Here is an 18688-nt window from a genome sequence, read left to right as displayed (position 1 = left end):
TTATTTTCTCCCTATACATTTATTGAATTCTAAAATAATTGTTTCTTCAGGAATAGATGCAGTATCATTTTTTATACAATCAATAAAATTTTTGAATACATTGGTCGTGTAACTACTTTTAATCTTACTAATGTCTGTATCATTTGAAAAAAGAATAGTGATGCTTATAGGTGTACTACTTTTTGTTAGATCGTGAATGTATTTCTTATGTGATTCACATGCTTTTGTTGGATTTAGAAAACGTGTAGATGTGGTTGATTTATCATTTTTCCAATAAGCATCGGAAGATAAACCACTGACAGCACCATGAATGTTGTTAATATTAAAAATATGAATGCCATATTTACTAAATATAGTAACAAATTGGTATTGTATTTTTTTATCTTCATTTAAATAACTATTGAATAAAATTCGGTGTGTTCCTATTTCTTGCTTTATCCAAGAACTTTGACTTAGATTTTTTTTATATTTAAATTTAATATAGAATTCTACAAAGTTAGAATAAAGATCTTCGTAAAAAGTATTGTTATAAATCTTATATACAGCGATTGATTTATAAAGAAATATTGAAAATAGAACAACGCAAAATCCAGTAAAGAGCATCCAATCCATTAGTTTCACCTCGACTATAGTATATAAGAGATAGAACAATGGGTTGATATAATGATGTCAAATTAAAACGGTAATTATTAGATTATAAAAGCTCTGTTTCAAACAGAGCTAGTTGATTAATTGTGTATAAATTGATTTGATATCTTCAACTGTAATCTTGCGAAGTGAATTCGCAGGACTTCCACTATCGTAAGCATCTTTAGCCATTTTATCGATTAGAGAATTGAAATTAGGTTTATCATCGATAATTTCATTTAGTGCTGGAATACAAAGTGTTTTAAGTAGATTATCTAAGGCTAAGAAGAAATCGCTACAAGCTTCCTTATTGTCACTAGAAGAAGTACATTTGATTTCCCGTGCGATAGTCGCAAATTTTTCTTGTGCATCTGTTTTTACAAAATCAAGGCATGCATACATTAAAACTGCATTACTTAATCCGTGAGGAATATGAAAATTAGCGCCTATAGGTCTAGACATACCATGAATCAATGTTACAGAAGCGTTATTGAATGAGCATCCTGCTTCAAATGCAGCAAGAGACATTTGTTCTCTAGCGTCAATATTCGTTGGATCATTAAAGCATAAAGGTAAGTTAATGAAAATTTTCTTTATTGCATCCAAGGCATATAGAGATGATAAGGGTTGTGCCTTCTTTGATGTATAGGCTTCAATTGCATGACATAGAGCATCTATGCCTGTTGAAGCTGTTACTTTGCTAGGAGTAGATAATGTGAATGACGGATCGATAATAGAGATATCAGGTAATAATTTTGGACCCTTCAATAACATTTTTATATCTTGTGATGTATCGGTAATAATAGTGAATTGAGTTGTTTCTGAACCAGTACCTGCAGTAGTGGGTATAACAATCATGAAAGGTCTAGCTTGATCAAAAACATGACTTGTATAATCGGATAAAGGTCTATTACTAGAAACGGACATTGCGATAGCTTTCATTGCGTCAATTGGGGATCCTCCACCTATTGCAATTATGAAATCACAAGCATTCGATTTATATGTTATAACTCCTTCATTGATACAAGTATCAGTTGGTTCAAAATTCACTTTGTCAAAAATAAAGAAAGCTATATTTTTATTTTTTAGAAGTGTTGTTAGTGTATTGATGTAACCCAGTTTTACCATGGATTCATCCGTAACAATCAGGGCATTAGTACCAGGAAATTGAATAGAATTGAAACAATCTTCCAAAGCATTTATGCCTACATATACTTTTGATGGCATTAAGAATTGATTGCTCATCTAGATCACCATATACTTACGAATCAATTTACACAATTCGTCATACCCGTTTAAAAATTGATTCATCGTATCTAAAAATGCGCCATAATGTTCAAATTCATCCAATGTTAAACCATTAGGTAAGTAAGCTCTATTAAATTCTTCGAGTTGTTTAAGTTGTTGTAAATAGACCGCGTTAATGGGGCTATCAATTGTTGAAGTTATTTCATAACATGAAGAATTGTATTTAAGTTGCCAATCATAAGGGATTGTTAAGACGATTTTACCACCAATAAATTGATTCCAATGATATGGATTACGATAAGCTGCAACAAGCAATGTTGTGCGATATCCCTTTTCTTGATAGATTCGATATGCATTTTTAACAACTGCAACTCCAGCCCATTCAAGAATTTCGGGTTCTATTAAAATTCCTTTTTCTTTGCAATCTTTCTTTAAATAATCATCAACTCGTCCAGCCATAATTGTACAAACTGGATTCATTGTATCAATTGATAATCCTTCTTTAATACGTCGAGCTAAACCGCGTTCAACTGCTTCGGCAACTGCGATCGCTTGTGCTACAGTAAAAGAAACGGTTGCATTGATGCTAATACCTTGATAAGTCATCTCTTCAAAAGCTTCAACACCAGCTTTTGATGTGGGAGCTTTAATTTGACTATTCTCGACAGTACTTGCAAGTTCAATGGCATGGCTTAATAATAAATCTTTATTTCTATAGAATTTTGCATTTGTTTGAAATGAAATACGCCCTTGTTTTCCGTTTGTTTGATTAAAGATAGGTAATAATTCTTTACTCGCAGTTTTTCCTAATAACTTAATCATATCCCAAGCAATCTCATCTTCAGTAGCATGAGGTTTATCTTTAATTATGCCTTTTAATTGCTCTTCCCATAGGGGCAATTCTTTTTTTAATACATTTAAAACAATAACAGGATTTGTGGTAGCTCCAACACCACCATTTTCGATACAGTATTTTAACTCTTGAACTGAACAGGAATCATTCCATATTTCAGTCATTGGATAATTTTTTGTTGTTTCTAATAATTTATTCATATTCTCTCTTTTCTAAAATAATTAAATATTTATGTGTAAAGTTGTTATAATGGTAGAGGTGATACTTATGAAAATTAATCGTTTAAAAAAGTTAGAAGACTACATTAAACTTATTGGCACAGTTAGTAATGAAGAATTGTGTGCTAAGTTTAATATCTCTTTGCAAACTTTAAGAAGAGACTTAAAAATACTTGAAGATAATGACAAGATTGATAAAGTCTATGGAGGTGTAATTTATAAAGATCGTTCTTTGTTAAATAGCGTCCAAGCTATTGAAAGTCGAGAACAATCAAATTTAAAAGAAAAAAAATATATTGCACAGATTGCGACTAGATTAATTGAAAATAACTCAGTTATCTTCGTTGATTCAGGAACAACTGCATGTCAAATTATTCCATATCTTGCACATCATAAAAATGTTACAGTGATAACACATAGCTTGTTAGTTGTGAATATGGTTGCAAAATTACCGAATTTGAAATGTATATGTCTGGGCGGGTTGTTGAAGGCAGATACGCTTAGCTTTGGTATCGATATAACAGACAATAGTTATCATTGTAATCTTGCATTCATCGCAACTGTAGGCTTATCAAATGAAGGGCTAACCAATACAGATATCGAAGAAGGAAAAATCAAGGAGCACATGATTCAGCTTTCTGAAAAAGTAATTGTACTAGCGGATCATTCAAAATTAATGAATAAAGGATTTTATCATTTTGCAGATCTAGAAAACATATCGGGAATAGTTTTAGATCAAAGACCGAATGATAAATTCATAAACCAATGTAATAAATTAGGCGTTCATCTTTACTATGAGTAAGGGACGCTTTTTTATTACTTAATTTTAATCTACTATAAAAAGATCTTTTGTCAACACAAAAATGATAATGTTTTGAGTATGTTGATAATATTTTGAACTATTATTTTTTACTTATTTCTGAATAAATAAATATTTACCGTTTATAATTTACAATTAATTTGCGATACTCAACTTGATAGAATGGTATTCTACACTTGAAAGGAAGAAGAAACCTATGAATGATAAGAAATCAATGTATTATACTCAAGTGATTTTGAAAAGCTTGATTGAATCATCAGATATGGTAACAACCGAGCAACTAGCGGAAGAGGTGGGCTTATCTGAAAAAACAATTCGTACAAAGGTGGAAAGTATAAATAATATACTGATTGAAAATAATCTAGGTATTATTTGTAAAAAAAGGCGAATTGGAATTTGGCTAGAAGCGACCGAAGAACAAAAACTTCAAATTCAACGATTGCTCATAAACCAAAATTCATTTGAGCATTTACACAGTGATCAATCCAGAATGTTCACAGCATTGAAATACATACTTTCATTCTCAAAAAATAATCGACTCACAACAAACAAACTGTCAGAAGAAATGTTTTTAAGTATACCAACAACTTTGAAAATTATTAATGATTGCAAAGACTGGTTAAACCTATTTGACATTCAACTGAAAATTATTCGAAACAAAGGGTTTGAACTTAAATGCAATGAGTCACAATACCGTATTGCATTAAAACATTTTGTACTGAAATTAGTATCGGATGAATCAATTGATAGTCGCCTTAAATATTTCATGCCAGGACTTGATTTAGAAAAAGTAAAAAAATGCATTCTTGTTACAGAAAAAGAATGGGGCATTGAATTTGCTGAGGAATCTTTCAATGAAATCTATGCGTTCTTGTGTATGAGCATTGTTAGACCAAGTGTGAATGAAAAATTCCATGTTGAAATACCAGTCAATGAGTTACGGATGCTACAAGCGTATAACGAGTATAGTTTTGCTGAGGCGATACTAAAAAAAGCTGAAATAGAATTCAATTCAAAAATAAATGCATATGAAATTGGTTTTCTTTCAATTCCGATACTATGTTCAAAAATGATTGATCCTGGATATAATGTTGCAGCTGAAGACATCATACGAAGATATGATCAAACTCTACAAGATTTTGTAAAGAAAATTATTAAAGTTGTATCGGAAGTATTGAATCGTGATTTAACCCATGATGATGTTTTATTTCACGGATTACTCATGCATATTAAACCAGCAATCTTTCGATTACGATATGAAAGAAGTCAATCGAATACCTTGAAAGGTTATATCAAAAATGAATTCAAACATGCATTTAGAGTTTCTTGGTTGATTTCCGTTTTATTTGAAGAACATTTTGATTTAAGAGTAACAGAAGATGAGTTAAGTTACATTACCTTGTATATCCAATCTGCATTGGAACGAAATGAAAAGCCAGTAGAAATCGTATTAGTAACACGAACATCAATGGGTGTTAATCAAATGTTATGTGACAAAATAAAAAGAGCATTTGTTCAAATCGCAACAATAAAAGTTGTAAGTGTCCATGATTTTAAAATAGAAAATTATTGGAATACAGATTTAATTATTACTACACAATTTATATTAAACAAAGATAATCGTGTGGTAGAGATTGATGAGTTATTATCTGATAATTCAATTAAGAAAATTAGGTATGCAATTGACAATCTAAAAAGAGATCAAAATCAAATTGTAGGTAAATTTGATTTAGTATGTCATTCGTTGTTTGATCCAGAACTAATTTACACACATTTAGATATAAGTGATAAAACAAAATTATTAAAATTCTTGTGTGATAACTTGGTAAAAAAAGGATTTGTAACAAAGAAATACTATCAAACAGTTATGGAGCGTGAGTATGCAACGCCGACTTCTATCGGGAACATGGTTGCGATACCACATGGAGATCAAAACGAAATTAATGAAGCGAAGATTGTAATCGCAACATTAAAAGAACCGATTGTATGGGATACAGAACAAGTTGATGTCATCTTCTTACTTGTAGTAAAAATGACGAATGAGTTTGAAATAAAGAGAACTCAATTGTTCTATAAGCAATACATAAATTTGGTGAATACAGACAAAGAAGTAAATATCTTAAGAAGTTTTGATTCACCATTAGAATTTTATAAATTTTTAGTTAAATAAATAGAGGAGAAAAAATATGGCACTAAAAGAAATACTAAATGAAAACATCATTGATTTGGATTTAAAAGGAACAACAAAAGATGAAATTCTTAAAGAGTTGAGTGAAAAATTATTTGCAGAAAAATATATTTCTGATATGAATCAATTTATTAAGGATATCTATGTACGTGAAGCAGAAGGGGTAACAGGAATGGGAAACCATATTGCTATACCTCATGGAAAAAGTGATGCAGTCAATAAAATTGGTATTGCGATTGGAAGAACAAATCATGATGTAGAATGGGAAAGTTATGATGAAGAACCTGTGAATCTTTTCTTCTTGTTTTGTGTAAGTAACGATCATGATTTTGCAAAGAACCATATGATGCTCTTAGCTGAATTAGCTGGAAAATTAGGAAATGATGCTCGCGTAGAAAAACTACAATCAGTTTCATCGAAAGAGGAATTAATTAATCTACTTTGTCAGTGATTAATGAAAAATTACCGGTTTATAATTCCCTAAGTTATTAGAGTCAATCAAGGGAACCATGATAATTTATTATCAAGCTTAGCTAACAAAAACAAAAGAAAGTTGAGGTGAGAGAATGAAAATAGTAGGTATTACAGCATGTACAGCGGGGATTGCACATACATATATTGTTGCTGAAAAAATTCAAAATGCAGCGGTTGAAGCGGGACACCAATGCAAAATTGAAACACAAGGAACAATCGGTGCACAAAACAAATTAACACCAGAAGAAATTAGTCAAGCGGATGTTGTTATCGTTGCACATGATATCGCTGTTGGAGGCATGGAACGTTTTGAAGGAAAACCAGTTGTGGATATTCCTATTCATGTTGCTATGAAAAATCCAAAAAGCTTAATCGCAACAATTGAAAAAAAATTAGAGAACAAATAAAAAAGAAAAGGGGTAAGTTATTATGAAAAATTTAAATCTTAAAAAACATATGATGACTGGTATCTCTTATATGATTCCAATGGTAGTAGTTGGGGGAATATTGGGAGCTATCGCTAAAGCGTATAACTATGATATCGGTAATATGGGACCAGAAGCAGGGGCAACAATTTTCTCAGCTTTAAATCTATTAAATCCAGATCATTTCTTTTGGGCAGTGAACTGGTTATCATCACAAGCAATGGGGTTTGCAGTTGCAGTCATGACAGCAGGGGTTGCATACTCTATTGCTGAGCGTCCAGGTATTGTTCCAGGATTCATAATTGGATATGCAGCAAACACAGGTAAAGCAGGTTTCTTAGGTGGACTTGTTATGGCGTTTGTTATTGGATATTTCATCAATTGGATGAAAACTTGGAAACTTCCTAAGTGGATGGTAGGCTTAATGCCAGTTATGATCATTCCAGTAGTGGCAACACTTGTGTGTGGTGTTATTTACTTCGTTGTAATCAATACACCATTCTCAATCGCAATGACAGCATTACAACAATGGATAATGAGTTTAAATGGTGGATCTAAATTCATCATCGGTGCAGTAATTGGAGCAGGTATGGGATTTGACATGGGTGGTCCAGTTAATAAAACAGCATCAATGGCAGCAAACGCTTTAGGAGCTGATGGAATCTATGGACCAATGTCAGCGAAGATTATTGGTGGGATGACTCCTCCAGTGGGTGTATTTATTTCAACATTAATCACTCCTAAAAAATTCTCGAATGTAGAAAAAGAAACAGCAAAAACAGCATTCCCAATGGGACTATGCTTCATTACTGAAGGTGTTCTTCCATTCGCTGCAGCAGATCCTGCTCGTTTTATTCCAGCATCAATGATTGGTTCTGCTTTAGCAGGTGGTATTGCAGTAGCAATGGGTGTTGAATCAATGGCAGGTCATGGAGGTGTATTCGTATTCCCAATGATGGCTAATCCAATGTGGGCAGTTGTTGCGTTAGTAGTTGGTTCAGTAGCAACAGGAGTTGTTTACTCACTAATTAAAAAACCTTCTGTAGAAGGTGCTGAAATCGAAGAAGAAATTGTAGACTTAGATATTAATATCTAATCGTTATAGAAAGAGGAATAAATATGTATGTATCAATGAAAGACATCTTACAGGATGCTCATAAAAACAATTATGCTGTAATGGCAGTAAATAGCATTAACATGGAAATGGCTCGTGCAGTAATTAGTGCTGCTGAAGAAATGCGTTCACCAATTATTGTAAATATTGGAATGGGACAAATGAGAAAACACGCACATGCTAATGTTATGGTTCCGTTAATTAAAAAACTTGCTGAAGAAGCAAGAGTACCAGTGGCTCTTAATCATGACCATGGTCAAGATTTAGATTTCATTATTGACTGCATACAAAATGGTTTCTCAAGTGTTATGATTGATGCTTCTTCATTTCCATATGAAGAAAACGTTAAAAGAACATCAACAATTGTTAAGTTAGCTCATCCACATAATATATGTGTAGAAGCAGAACTTGGTCATGTTGGTCAAGCAGCAGATGGTGATAACGACAAAGGTGATTTATATACAGATCCTCAACAAGCTAAGAAATTTGTAGAAGAAACTGGAGTCGATGCACTAGCTGTAGCAGTAGGAACAGCTCATGGGAATTATCCAAAAGGATTTGTTCCTACATTAGATTTTGAAAGATTATCTTTATTAAAGAAAACACTTGATATGCCACTAGTATTGCATGGTGGTTCAGGTTCAGGTGAAGAAAACATTCGTAAAGCAGTTGCTTGCGGAATCAATAAAATTAATGTTTGTACCGATGCTTTCAATGTAGCTCAAGAAGCAATGCTGAAGAAAGTTGAAGAAAATCCAAAAACTGATTACTTAGAATTATGTATTACAGCTGAGAAAGCAATGAAAGAATTTGTTAAGGATTATATAAAGGTTATTGGTTCAGACAATAGATACTTCTTTGGTGAAGCAAAGGTAGTAGGACACGAATAATTAAACTGTCGAAAGACAGTTTTTTTTGTTTAATAAAGATAAAATTACCGGTTTTAAACGACTTAGGAAGATAGGCATGATTCATGATAAACCCCTATAATTTTTTATAGGAGGGTTTTACTATGAATTTAATGAATAGAAAAGTTACACACGCAAAGAAAAGACCAATTAAGATTGTTCAATTTGGTGAAGGAAACTTTTTACGTGCGTTTGTAGATTATATGGTAGATATCGCTAATGAAGAAAATTTATTTTATGGGTCCATTGCAATCGTAAAACCAATATCATATGGCGATATAGAAGTCTTTAAAAAACAAGAGTGTCAATATTCAGTATTACTTCGAGGATTAGTAGAAAACCAGGAGTATATTGAAACAAGAAATATTACTTCAATTGATTCAATTTATGATTGTACATTGGATTATGACTCATACCTTTCACTAGCTAGAATAGAAACAGTTAGATTTGTTGTTTCCAATACAACTGAAGCAGGAATTAAATGTGATGCAAATGATGTGTTTGAAGAAAAACCTGCAAGAAGTTATCCAGCAAAATTAACACAGTTTTTATTTGAACGTGCAAAGACATTTAATTATGACTTGTCAAAAGGATTGATTATACTGCCAGTTGAATTGATTGATAATAATGGAGATGAGTTAAAAAAATGTGTAATTGAAACAATTGATAAATGGCATATGGATATCAAGTTTAAAAAATGGGTAATGGAATCATGCGTATTTGCGAACACATTGGTAGATAGAATTGTGACGGGATATCCAAAAAAAGAAGTTGAAGAAATATGGAAGAGCACCCAAATACAAGATGAATTAATGGTGACTGCTGAACCATTTGCGCTATGGGTTATTGAATGTGATCGACCAATCAGCGATGAATTACCATTGGATAAAGCATTGAAAACAAAAAAAGGAATGGATGTGATATTTACAGATAATCATAAGCCGTACAAACAAAGAAAAGTGAGGATATTAAATGGTGCTCATACATCATTTGCACTAGCAAGTTATTTAGCGGGTAATGATACAGTGATGGAGTCAATGAATGATTCGCTGATCTTTGAATATATGAATCAAACAATTCACCAAGAAATCATACCAACACTAGATTTACCAAAAGAAGATTTACTTGATTTTGCAAATCAAGTAGAAGGCAGATTTAGAAATCCATTTATTCGACATGAGTTATTATCGATATCATTAAATTCAGTATCGAAATGGAAAGCAAGATGTTATCCAAGTGTTAAACGGTATATCGAAATAAATCATTCGATTCCCAAACGCTTATGTTTTTCACTGGCTGCACTCCTTTGTTTCTACCAAGGAATAAGAGAAGAGAATGGATATTTAATTGGGAAAAGAAATAATGATGAATACAAGATTCAAGATGACGAGGATATCCTAAAATTCTTTATTGATAATAAAGATGCAACCTCTTTTGAGTTAGTAAATAAATTTATCATGAAAACAAAACTATTTAGCGATGTTGATGTGAAAGATGAATGGTTAATGAGAATAGCTGATTATGTAGAATGTATAAAAAAGAAAGGTATTAGATATTGCATTGAAGAGGAAAAACTCCATGAATAAAAAATTCTTAAAGATTAATCAAAATGATAATGTTGTTGTCTTGCTGGAGAATATGACTAAAGGCGAAATAATTGAAGTAGACAATAAATCAATTGTGATTTTACAAGATACGTTGTTTGGACATAAGGTTGCATGTCAAAATATTGCAAAGGAAGAAAGTATAGTAAAGTATGGAGAAATCATTGGACAAGCACAGGTAGATGTTGAAATTGGTGAATGGGTTCATACACATAATTGTAGAACTTCATTGAATGAGCACGAAGATTATTTTTATAATCCTATATTCAATGATTTACCAAAAAAGAATAATAGATCATTTAGTGGTTATTTAAGAAACAATGGAAAAGTTGGAATTAGAAATGAAATTTGGATCATCCCAACAGTAGGGTGTGTGAATGGTATTGTTAAAGAGATAGAAAGAAAATCGCAAGATTTAATTCAAGATAACATTGATGCAATCGTTTCATTTAATCATCCATATGGTTGCTCACAAGTAGGAGAAGATCAAATAAACACACAGAGAATATTGGCTAACTTAGTATCACACCCAAATGCTGCGGGGGTATTACTTGTTGGTTTGGGATGTGAGAACAGTGGTGTTGAAGATATAAAAAAACAAATTCAAGATATTGAGAAATTGAATATGAAGACGTTGATTTGTCAAAATGAAGAAGATGAAATTGAAATAGGGTTGGCGTATATTCAAGAATTAATTGAAGTAGCAAAAACAAGTAAAAGGACACAACAGCCTCTTTCCAAGTTAATTGTTGGTTTGAAATGTGGAGGATCAGATGGGTTATCAGGAATAACTGCAAATCCAACGGTTGGAATTTTTTCAGACTTACTAATTAAAGAGGGAGGAACTACAATTCTAACTGAAGTTCCTGAAATGTTTGGTGCTGAAAAAAGTTTAATGAATCGCTGTAAAGATGAGATTACATTCAATAAACTTGTTTGTTTAATAAATGGATTTAAAGATTACTTTGTACAAAATAATTCACCAGTATATGAAAATCCATCACCAGGTAACAAAGAGGGAGGGATAACAACATTAGAAGATAAGTCTTTAGGATGTACACAAAAATCTGGAACTGCCATAGTTGTTGATGTCTTGCACTATGGTGAACAAATAAAAGAACAAGGTCTAAGTCTTTTGGAATCACCAGGGAATGATTTAGTAGCATCAACAGCATTAGCTGCAGCAGGAGCTCAGATTGTGTTATTTACAACGGGAAGAGGAACTCCATTCGCATGTCCTGTACCAACGATAAAAATATCAAGTAATACATCTCTTTATCATAAGAAAAATAATTGGATTGATTTTGATACTGGAATTTCTCTAAATGAAAAAACATTGAGTGAGTGCAGTAATGATTTATTTGAAAAGGTAATTAGTGTAGCAACAGGAGAAAAAATAAAATCTGAAGCTGCTAGTTACCGCGATATGGCTATATTCAAAAAAGGTGTAACCCTTTAGGAGGAGAGAAAATGAATAAGTTTAGTTTAGAAGGAAAAGTAGCATTAGTAACAGGAGCATCAAGCGGGATTGGATTTGCACTGGCAAAAGGATTAGGTGACGCAGGAGCACAAGTTATATTCAATGATATCAATCAAGAGGTTGTTGATAAAGGAATTGAAGAATATAAAAAGAAGGGTATTGAAGCAAAAGGATATGTATGTGATGTAACGAATGAAGAAAAAGTTATTGAAATGATTTCTTCGATTGAAAAAGAATTTGGTAAAGTTGATATTCTAATTAATAATGCAGGAATTATAAAGCGTGTTCCTATGCATGAAATGGCAAGTGATGATTTTAGAAAAGTAATCGATGTTGATTTGACTGCTCCATTTATTGTTTCTAAAGCAGTGCTACCGGGAATGATGAATCGACGAAGTGGAAAAATTATTAATGTTTGCTCAATGATGTCTGAGCTAGGAAGAGAAACAGTGAGTGCCTATGCAGCTGCAAAAGGTGGGTTAAAAATGTTAACTCGTAACATAGCATCAGAATATGGTGAATACAATATTCAATGTAACGGAATTGGACCAGGCTACATCGCAACACCAATGACAAATCCATTAAGAGAAAAACAAGCGGATGGAAGTCGTCATCCATTTGATCAGTTTATTCTATCGAAGACACCTGCAGAACGTTGGGGAGAAGCTGAAGATTTAGTTGGACCAGCTGTATTCTTGGCATCAGAAGCATCCGACTTTGTCAACGGTCATGTATTGTATGTTGATGGTGGTATTTTGGCATATTTAGGAAAACAACCAAAGTAGGTAAATAAAATGACAATTATAAATGAAATTAAAAAAATAGGTTTAGTACCTGTAATAAAGATTGATAATTTAGAAGATGCATTGCCTCTTGCGAAGGCATTATGTGAAGGTGGTTTGCCTGTGGCAGAAATCACATTCCGTACAGATTTAGCGAAGGATGCAATGACAATCATCACAAAAGAATTACCACAAATGTTAGTTGGTGCAGGAACGGTGCTAACTAAAAATCAAGTAGATGATGCAATTGAAGCTGGTGCAAAATTTATTGTGTCACCAGGATTAAATCCGAACATTGTAAAATATTGCCAAGAAAAAAGTATTCCTGTATTACCAGGCTGCTCATGTGCGAGCGATATCGAATGTGCTTTAGAGTTAGGGTTAACAACAGTAAAATTCTTTCCTGCTGAACAGTTGGGTGGTTTGAAAATGATCAAGGCTTTATCAGCACCATATACAAAAGTTAATTTTATGCCAACTGGAGGCATTAATGCAGACAACATTAAAGACTACATGCAGTATGAAAAAATTGTAGCATGTGGGGGCACTTGGATGGTTGATGCAAAAGCAATGAAGGATAAAGATTTTAATAAAATAAAAAACTTAACTGAAGAAGCGGTTAAATCGATGTTGGGATTAAAACTACAACATGTTGCAGTAAATGCGTGTCCATCAACATCAAGTGATATAGCAAAACAATTCGCAACGCTTTTTGGTGGAAATGTAAGGGAAACAACAAAAGGATATTTTGGAAGTGAATCTATTGAAATCATGAACAATGGTGTAGGAACTCATGGTCATTTGGCGGTGGGAACTTACAATGTAGAAAGAGCAAAACGATATTTTGAAACCAAGGGATTTGGTTTTGATGAATCAACAGCGGAGTTTGATGCAAGTGGAGAATTGAAATTTATTTATATCAAAGAAGAAATCAATGGATTCAAAGTTCATTTAGTAAGGAGATAAAATCTATATGAAAATCATAACTATGGGAGAAATCATGTTGAGATTATCAACCCCCGGAAATAGTAGAATTACACAAAGTAATGAGTTTGATGTGGTGTATGGAGGAGGAGAAGCAAATGTAGCGGTATCATTAGCGAACTATGGACATGATGCTTACTTCGTAACCAAACTACCACAACACGAAGTAGGACAAGCAGCAGTCAATGCACTAAGACAAGTCGGAGTGCATACTGACTACATTACAAGAGGTGGAGAACGTGTTGGAATCTACTTCTTAGAAACAGGCGCAAGTATGCGAGCTAGTAAAGTTATCTATGATCGCTCCCACTCTGCCATAGCAGAAGCTAGTGAAGATGATTTTGACTTTGATACCATCATGAAAGATGCAGACTGGTTCCACTGGTCAGGAATAACACCAGCGATTAGCGACACAGCAGCAAAACTTGTAGAGAAGGCATGTATTGCAGCAAAGAAGAACAAGGTCACCGTTTCAGTTGATTTAAACTTCAGAAAGAAATTATGGAGTAAAGAGAAAGCACAATCTATCATGAAACCCTTAATGGCATATGTGGATGTTTGTATAGGGAATGAGGAAGATGCAGAGTTATGCTTAGGGTTTAAACCTACAGCAAATGTAGAAAAAGGAGAAACAGGAGCAGAAGGATATTATGAAATCTTCAAAGAGATGAAAGAAACCTTCAACTTCAAGATTGTAACCTCAACACTAAGAGAAAGTTATAGTGCAAACCACAATGGGTGGAAAGCTTTACTGTATGATGGAGAAAGGTTCTACGAATCAAAGAGATATGATATCGAACCAATTATCGATCGAGTAGGTGGAGGAGATAGTTTCTCTGGAGGAATGATTCATGGATTACTGACAAAGGAAAGTAAGCAAGAAGCGTTGGAGTTTGCGGTAGCAGCCTCAGCATTGAAGCATACGATTCCTGGGGATTTCAATTTAGTGAGTGAAGCTGAGGTTGAGGCCTTATGTCAAGGTGATACAACAGGTAGAGTACAAAGATAATGAAAATGACATTTAGATGGTTTGGTGATACAGATAAAGTATCGCTTAGTTACATTAAGCAAATTCCATGTATGAGTGGTGTGGTTAGTGCTATCTACAGTGTACAAGTGGGTGAGGTATGGCCAGAAGATGAAATTATTGAACTTAAGAATAAATGTTTGAATGCAGGATTAGAATTTGAAGTTGTTGAATCTGTACCTGTACATGAAGATATAAAACTTGGTAAAGGAAGATACAAAGAATACATTGAGAACTACAAAGCAAATATTCGTTTACTAGCAAAGCATGGGATAAAGTGTATTTGCTATAATTTCATGCCTGTATTTGATTGGACACGCAGTGAGTTAAATCATCAACTTCAAGATGGTAGTAACGCCTTAGTTTATTATCAAGAACAATTAAATGATATAGATATTAAAAATATGTCATTACCTGGTTGGGACGCTAGTTATACACCAGAAGAGATGTCAACCCTTATAGAGGAATATAAAACAATTGGTGAAGAAGGTTTGTGGAAAAACCTTGAGTATTTCATTGGTGAAATTTTACCAGTAGCAGTTGAGTGTGATGTAAAGATGGCGATTCATCCTGATGATCCACCTTGGAGTATATTTGGTCTACCGAGAATCATTACAAATGAAGAAAATCTAGATAGATTCTTAGCACTTTATGATGATATTCATCACGGTCTAACATTATGTAGTGGCTCACTTGGTTGTACAAAAAAGAATGATATACCTAAATTAATTGCGAAATATACAAAAATGAAACGTATTCATTTCGCACATGTTCGTAATGTAAAAATACTAGATAATCATGACTTTGAAGAATCAGCGCATTATTCGAAATGTGGTAGTTTGGATATGGTGGATATCTTAAAGGCATACTATGACAATGGATTTGATGGGTATATTCGTCCAGATCACGGCAGAATGATTTGGCAAGAAACGGGGAAGCCTGGATATGGCTTGTATGATCGCGCATTAGGTGCGATGTATCTTGCTGGGATTTGGGAAACGTTAGAGAAAGGAAGTAAGTAAATGATTCCTTTTGAAATTGATTTAAAAAACAAAGTTGTTGTTATTACAGGCGCAGGCGGAATTATTTGCAATGCATTTGCAAAAGCAATCGCAAAAACAGGTGCAAAAATTGCGCTACTGGATATTAATGAAGAAGCAATCATGCAATTAGAAAATGAAATCCTTAAAGAGAAAGGTATAGCGAAAGCGTATAAATGCAATGTTCTATCCTCAGAATCATTAAGAAATATTCACGATAAAATAAAAAATGATTTAGGTGCATGTGATGTTTTAATTAATGGTGCTGGAGGTAATAATTCAAAAGCAACGACAGATGATGAATATTATGATAGAAATAATCTTAATGAGATAAAAACATTTTATGATTTAGATGAAGAAGGAATTCGATTTGTCTTTGATTTAAATTTTATGGGTACATTACTACCAACACAAATATTTTCTAAAGATATGATTGGTAAAAAAGGATGTAGTATCATTAATATTTCTAGTATGAATGCTTATACTCCTTTAACAAAGATACCTGCATATAGTGCAGCAAAAGCAGGGATAAGTAATTTTACGCAATGGCTAGCAGTATACTTTAAAAACGAAAATATACGTTGCAATGCGATAGCACCTGGTTTCTTTGTTACAAAACAAAATGAAAAAATGCTATTTAATCAAATGGGTGAACCTACTGAAAGAACAAAGAAAATTCTTAACAATACACCGATGAATCGTTTTGGTAATATTGATGAATTAATTGGTACATTGTTTTATTTACTATGTGAAGATGCAAGTAGTTTTGTAACTGGAATAGTTATTCCAGTTGATGGTGGTTTCTCTGCTTATTCAGGAGTTTAACTTCACATAATATCACATAGAAGTAACACAACTATTTGATAGTGATTTGTTACTATACTCTTGCAAGAAAGCTTGCCTATACATTGAACCCCTATCGATGTGTAGATATATTCTATCCCCTTATATATATTTGAAAAGAAGAAAGGCAAAGTGATTTGCCTTTTTTCTTTGTAGTAGAAATAGTATAATGATAAAGAAGCGAGGGTTGATTATGAGTTATATTTTTTTAGATATAGATGGAACATTATACAGTCCACAAATTAATGCAGTACCATATTCTGCAATGGAAGCGATGAAGCAAGCAAAAGCAAATGGTCATAAACTGTTTGTGTGTACGGGAAGATCTCTTTCAGCAGCTAAATTATTTTTGAATTTAGATGTAGATGGTTTTGTGTTTAGTGCGGGTGCTGTTGTTTATGTGCAAGGAAAAAGAATTCATGATCGATCAATGAGTGAAAAAGAAATAGAGCAACTTATAGAAATAGCAAAGAAGCATAATCTAGGTTATTGTCTGGAAGGGAATGCGGGCGCCTATTACGATGAAAAAGCATTTAGACATGTATTTGATTATTTTTCCAAATCTGCAAAAAATATGGAAGAGGGAAAAGAAATCATGCAATCGAATTGTTATTATCCATTAGAGTATCGGGATAAGAGTGATCGTGTTGCTAAAATTTGTTTCTATGGTGAGGATGAAATGTTCATCAACCAAATGAAAACAGATTTACCACCAGAATTTCAAGCGTTAACAACACTTAGAAATCCAAGAATACGATCTCATTGTGTTGAAATCTCTTATAGAACAGAAACGAAATCAACTGCTGCAAAACTAGTATGCGAAACATTTGGTGCCTCACTAGAGGAAGCAATAGGTATTGGGGACAGTTCGAATGATTACGAAATGATTCGTGATTGCGGTATTGGGATTGCAATGGGTAATGGAAGTGCTGATATAAAAGAAGTAGCAGATTATATTACTACAGATATTCTTGAAGACGGCATTTATAATGCATTAAAACATTATGAAATAATATAAGGAGGAATTGCAATGATTCATACAGTTACATTAAATCCATCATTGGATAAAACAGCAGAATGCGCATCACTTGAAAAAGGGATGCTTAATCGAATTGAAGTTGTAAGCTACGATATTGGTGGTAAAGGAATTAATGTATCAAAAACAGTAAGAGCTTTGAATGGTGTGTCTACAGCATATACAATTTTAGGTGGCGCAGTGGGTACGACAATCAAAGAGGTTATGGAATCAAGGTATATTCCGTTATTTTCATCAACAGTTGAAGAAAATACACGAATCAATTTAAAGCTAATTGATAAAAAAGGACATCTTACAGAATTCAATGAAAAAGGACCAAAAGTCGAAAAGAAAAATGTAATTGAAATTATGAATGCATTGAAAGCGAATGTAAAGCCAATGGATGTTGTAGTGTTATCTGGAAGTCTTCCAAATGGAATTGCAGACAATGCATATGAAAAAATGATTGTTGAAATGAAGAAACTAGGTGCCTATGTAATTTTAGATGCATCAGGTGAAGCATTAAAACAAGGAGTTAAGAGTATACCAACAATTATTAAGCCAAATAAAAAAGAACTCTGTGATTTGTGTGGTGTTGAGTCTTTAACCAATACAGAGTGTATAGAAAAAGCAAAAGAACTAGTAAGAAAAGGGATAGTGCTTGTAGTTGTATCGCTAGGTAAAGAAGGTGCAATTTATGCAACAAAAGATGTTGTCTATCAAGCGATGCCAATTCATGTTGAAATCAAATCTCCAGTAGGTGCAGGAGATGCACTTGTAGGAGGAATTGCATATGGCTATGACCAAAAGTATACACTTGAAGAAATTATCAAAGTATCAATGGCTGCAGCAACAGGAGCAGTTACAACAAATGGTACAAAACCAGCAGATTCAAAAAGCGTAAAAAGTTTGATGAAGGGCGTTGTACTGAAGAAGAAATAAAAAAACATTTCAATATTGATTTATAAACTATCCCCTTTGTCAAGGACACAAGAATAAAAGATATGAAGCAGGTGAATAAAAATCATCTGCTTTTGA

At 33.1% G+C, this 18688-nt stretch carries 18 protein-coding genes; 15 read left to right on the top strand and 3 right to left on the bottom strand.

The features are described from left to right. The 3 genes from B5D14_RS06295 to B5D14_RS06285 all read right to left on the bottom strand — a co-directional run bounded on the left by B5D14_RS06295 (window position 1) and on the right by B5D14_RS06285 (window position 2928). Window positions 1-612, bottom strand: coding sequence for a hypothetical protein (locus B5D14_RS06295; protein ID WP_078711748.1), 612 nt, complete (start codon window positions 610-612; stop codon window positions 1-3). A 108-nt stretch (window positions 613-720) separates the two neighbouring features. Beyond that, window positions 721-1872, bottom strand: coding sequence for an iron-containing alcohol dehydrogenase (locus B5D14_RS06290; RefSeq protein WP_078711747.1), 1152 nt, complete (start codon window positions 1870-1872; stop codon window positions 721-723). Next, window positions 1873-2928 carry a transaldolase family protein gene (locus B5D14_RS06285; RefSeq protein WP_078711746.1) on the bottom strand — a complete coding sequence of 352 codons (1056 nt, stop codon included), beginning with the start codon at window positions 2926-2928 and terminating at the stop codon, window positions 1873-1875. A 67-nt stretch (window positions 2929-2995) separates the two neighbouring features. Between B5D14_RS06285 and B5D14_RS06280 the strand changes: the two genes are divergently transcribed. From B5D14_RS06280 to B5D14_RS06215, 15 genes are all read left to right on the top strand, one after another. Beyond that, entirely contained in the window at window positions 2996-3748 is a 753-nt protein-coding gene (locus tag B5D14_RS06280) for a DeoR/GlpR family DNA-binding transcription regulator (RefSeq protein ID WP_159443745.1), read from the top strand. 214 nt (window positions 3749-3962) lie between these two features. Then, the gene (locus tag B5D14_RS06275; protein ID WP_078711744.1) at window positions 3963-5936 is read left to right on the top strand and encodes a BglG family transcription antiterminator; all 1974 of its coding nucleotides are present in this window, start codon (window positions 3963-3965) and stop codon (window positions 5934-5936) included. Window positions 5937-5952: 16 nt separating this feature from the next. Then, window positions 5953-6405: a PTS sugar transporter subunit IIA gene (locus tag B5D14_RS06270; protein WP_078711743.1), complete on the top strand. Its 453-nt coding sequence runs from the start codon at window positions 5953-5955 to the stop codon at window positions 6403-6405. Window positions 6406-6520: 115 nt separating this feature from the next. Continuing rightward, the gene (locus tag B5D14_RS06265; protein ID WP_078711742.1) at window positions 6521-6835 is read left to right on the top strand and encodes a PTS fructose transporter subunit IIB; all 315 of its coding nucleotides are present in this window, start codon (window positions 6521-6523) and stop codon (window positions 6833-6835) included. 22 nt (window positions 6836-6857) lie between these two features. Continuing rightward, window positions 6858-7949, top strand: coding sequence for a PTS fructose transporter subunit IIC (locus B5D14_RS06260; protein WP_078711741.1), 1092 nt, complete (start codon window positions 6858-6860; stop codon window positions 7947-7949). 23 nt (window positions 7950-7972) lie between these two features. Further along, a complete protein-coding gene (locus B5D14_RS06255) occupies window positions 7973-8857 on the top strand; it encodes a class II fructose-bisphosphate aldolase (protein ID WP_078711740.1) in 885 nt (294 codons plus the stop codon). A gap of 122 nt (window positions 8858-8979) precedes the next feature. After that, window positions 8980-10461, top strand: coding sequence for a tagaturonate reductase (locus tag B5D14_RS06250; RefSeq protein WP_078711739.1), 1482 nt, complete (start codon window positions 8980-8982; stop codon window positions 10459-10461). Beyond that, window positions 10454-11938: a UxaA family hydrolase gene (locus tag B5D14_RS06245; protein WP_078711738.1), complete on the top strand. Its 1485-nt coding sequence runs from the start codon at window positions 10454-10456 to the stop codon at window positions 11936-11938. Before B5D14_RS06250 ends, B5D14_RS06245 begins: the two co-directional genes overlap by 8 nt. Before the next feature lie 11 nt (window positions 11939-11949). Continuing rightward, the gene (locus B5D14_RS06240; protein ID WP_078711737.1) at window positions 11950-12744 is read left to right on the top strand and encodes a gluconate 5-dehydrogenase; all 795 of its coding nucleotides are present in this window, start codon (window positions 11950-11952) and stop codon (window positions 12742-12744) included. Between the two features lie 9 nt (window positions 12745-12753). After that, window positions 12754-13707 (top strand): bifunctional 4-hydroxy-2-oxoglutarate aldolase/2-dehydro-3-deoxy-phosphogluconate aldolase, encoded by a 954-nt coding sequence (locus B5D14_RS06235; RefSeq protein WP_078711736.1) that lies wholly within the window; start codon window positions 12754-12756, stop codon window positions 13705-13707. Window positions 13708-13714: 7 nt separating this feature from the next. Continuing rightward, a complete protein-coding gene (locus tag B5D14_RS06230; RefSeq protein ID WP_078711735.1) occupies window positions 13715-14734 on the top strand; it encodes a sugar kinase in 1020 nt (339 codons plus the stop codon). After that, on the top strand, window positions 14734-15774 hold the full coding sequence (gene uxuA / locus B5D14_RS12060) for a mannonate dehydratase (RefSeq protein WP_143254405.1): 1041 nt from the start codon (window positions 14734-14736) through the stop codon (window positions 15772-15774). The genes B5D14_RS06230 and uxuA overlap by 1 nt, the downstream gene beginning before the upstream one ends. Further along, on the top strand, window positions 15775-16617 hold the full coding sequence (locus B5D14_RS12055; RefSeq protein ID WP_143254404.1) for an SDR family oxidoreductase: 843 nt from the start codon (window positions 15775-15777) through the stop codon (window positions 16615-16617). 211 nt (window positions 16618-16828) lie between these two features. Then, window positions 16829-17653 carry an HAD family hydrolase gene (locus B5D14_RS06220; RefSeq protein ID WP_159443744.1) on the top strand — a complete coding sequence of 275 codons (825 nt, stop codon included), beginning with the start codon at window positions 16829-16831 and terminating at the stop codon, window positions 17651-17653. Between the two features lie 12 nt (window positions 17654-17665). Then, a complete protein-coding gene (locus B5D14_RS06215) occupies window positions 17666-18592 on the top strand; it encodes a 1-phosphofructokinase family hexose kinase (protein WP_078711733.1) in 927 nt (308 codons plus the stop codon). Window positions 18593-18688 lie beyond the last annotated feature (96 nt).

This window comes from Anaerorhabdus furcosa, assembly GCF_900167375.1.
GTDB classification, from domain to species: Bacteria; Bacillota_I; Bacilli_A; order Erysipelotrichales; family Erysipelotrichaceae; genus Anaerorhabdus; species Anaerorhabdus furcosa.
Note: the sequence above shows the minus strand (reverse complement) of the source record. Positions and strands in the feature narration are given on the sequence as shown.

What these genes read in the sequence shown, in the direction of transcription:
- B5D14_RS06295 (WP_078711748.1), bottom strand. Translation starts at nt 612, where the DNA reads ATGGATTGGATGCTCTTTACTGGATTTTGCGTTGTTCTATTTTCAATA.
- B5D14_RS06290 (WP_078711747.1), bottom strand. Translation starts at nt 1,872, where the DNA reads ATGAGCAATCAATTCTTAATGCCATCAAAAGTATATGTAGGCATAAAT.
- B5D14_RS06285 (WP_078711746.1), bottom strand. Translation starts at nt 2,928, where the DNA reads ATGAATAAATTATTAGAAACAACAAAAAATTATCCAATGACTGAAATA.
- B5D14_RS06280 (WP_159443745.1), top strand. Translation starts at nt 2,996, where the DNA reads ATGAAAATTAATCGTTTAAAAAAGTTAGAAGACTACATTAAACTTATT.
- B5D14_RS06275 (WP_078711744.1), top strand. Translation starts at nt 3,963, where the DNA reads ATGAATGATAAGAAATCAATGTATTATACTCAAGTGATTTTGAAAAGC.
- B5D14_RS06270 (WP_078711743.1), top strand. Translation starts at nt 5,953, where the DNA reads ATGGCACTAAAAGAAATACTAAATGAAAACATCATTGATTTGGATTTA.
- B5D14_RS06265 (WP_078711742.1), top strand. Translation starts at nt 6,521, where the DNA reads ATGAAAATAGTAGGTATTACAGCATGTACAGCGGGGATTGCACATACA.
- B5D14_RS06260 (WP_078711741.1), top strand. Translation starts at nt 6,858, where the DNA reads ATGAAAAATTTAAATCTTAAAAAACATATGATGACTGGTATCTCTTAT.
- B5D14_RS06255 (WP_078711740.1), top strand. Translation starts at nt 7,973, where the DNA reads ATGTATGTATCAATGAAAGACATCTTACAGGATGCTCATAAAAACAAT.
- B5D14_RS06250 (WP_078711739.1), top strand. Translation starts at nt 8,980, where the DNA reads ATGAATTTAATGAATAGAAAAGTTACACACGCAAAGAAAAGACCAATT.
- B5D14_RS06245 (WP_078711738.1), top strand. Translation starts at nt 10,454, where the DNA reads ATGAATAAAAAATTCTTAAAGATTAATCAAAATGATAATGTTGTTGTC.
- B5D14_RS06240 (WP_078711737.1), top strand. Translation starts at nt 11,950, where the DNA reads ATGAATAAGTTTAGTTTAGAAGGAAAAGTAGCATTAGTAACAGGAGCA.
- B5D14_RS06235 (WP_078711736.1), top strand. Translation starts at nt 12,754, where the DNA reads ATGACAATTATAAATGAAATTAAAAAAATAGGTTTAGTACCTGTAATA.
- B5D14_RS06230 (WP_078711735.1), top strand. Translation starts at nt 13,715, where the DNA reads ATGAAAATCATAACTATGGGAGAAATCATGTTGAGATTATCAACCCCC.
- uxuA (WP_143254405.1), top strand. Translation starts at nt 14,734, where the DNA reads ATGAAAATGACATTTAGATGGTTTGGTGATACAGATAAAGTATCGCTT.
- B5D14_RS12055 (WP_143254404.1), top strand. Translation starts at nt 15,775, where the DNA reads ATGATTCCTTTTGAAATTGATTTAAAAAACAAAGTTGTTGTTATTACA.
- B5D14_RS06220 (WP_159443744.1), top strand. Translation starts at nt 16,829, where the DNA reads ATGAGTTATATTTTTTTAGATATAGATGGAACATTATACAGTCCACAA.
- B5D14_RS06215 (WP_078711733.1), top strand. Translation starts at nt 17,666, where the DNA reads ATGATTCATACAGTTACATTAAATCCATCATTGGATAAAACAGCAGAA.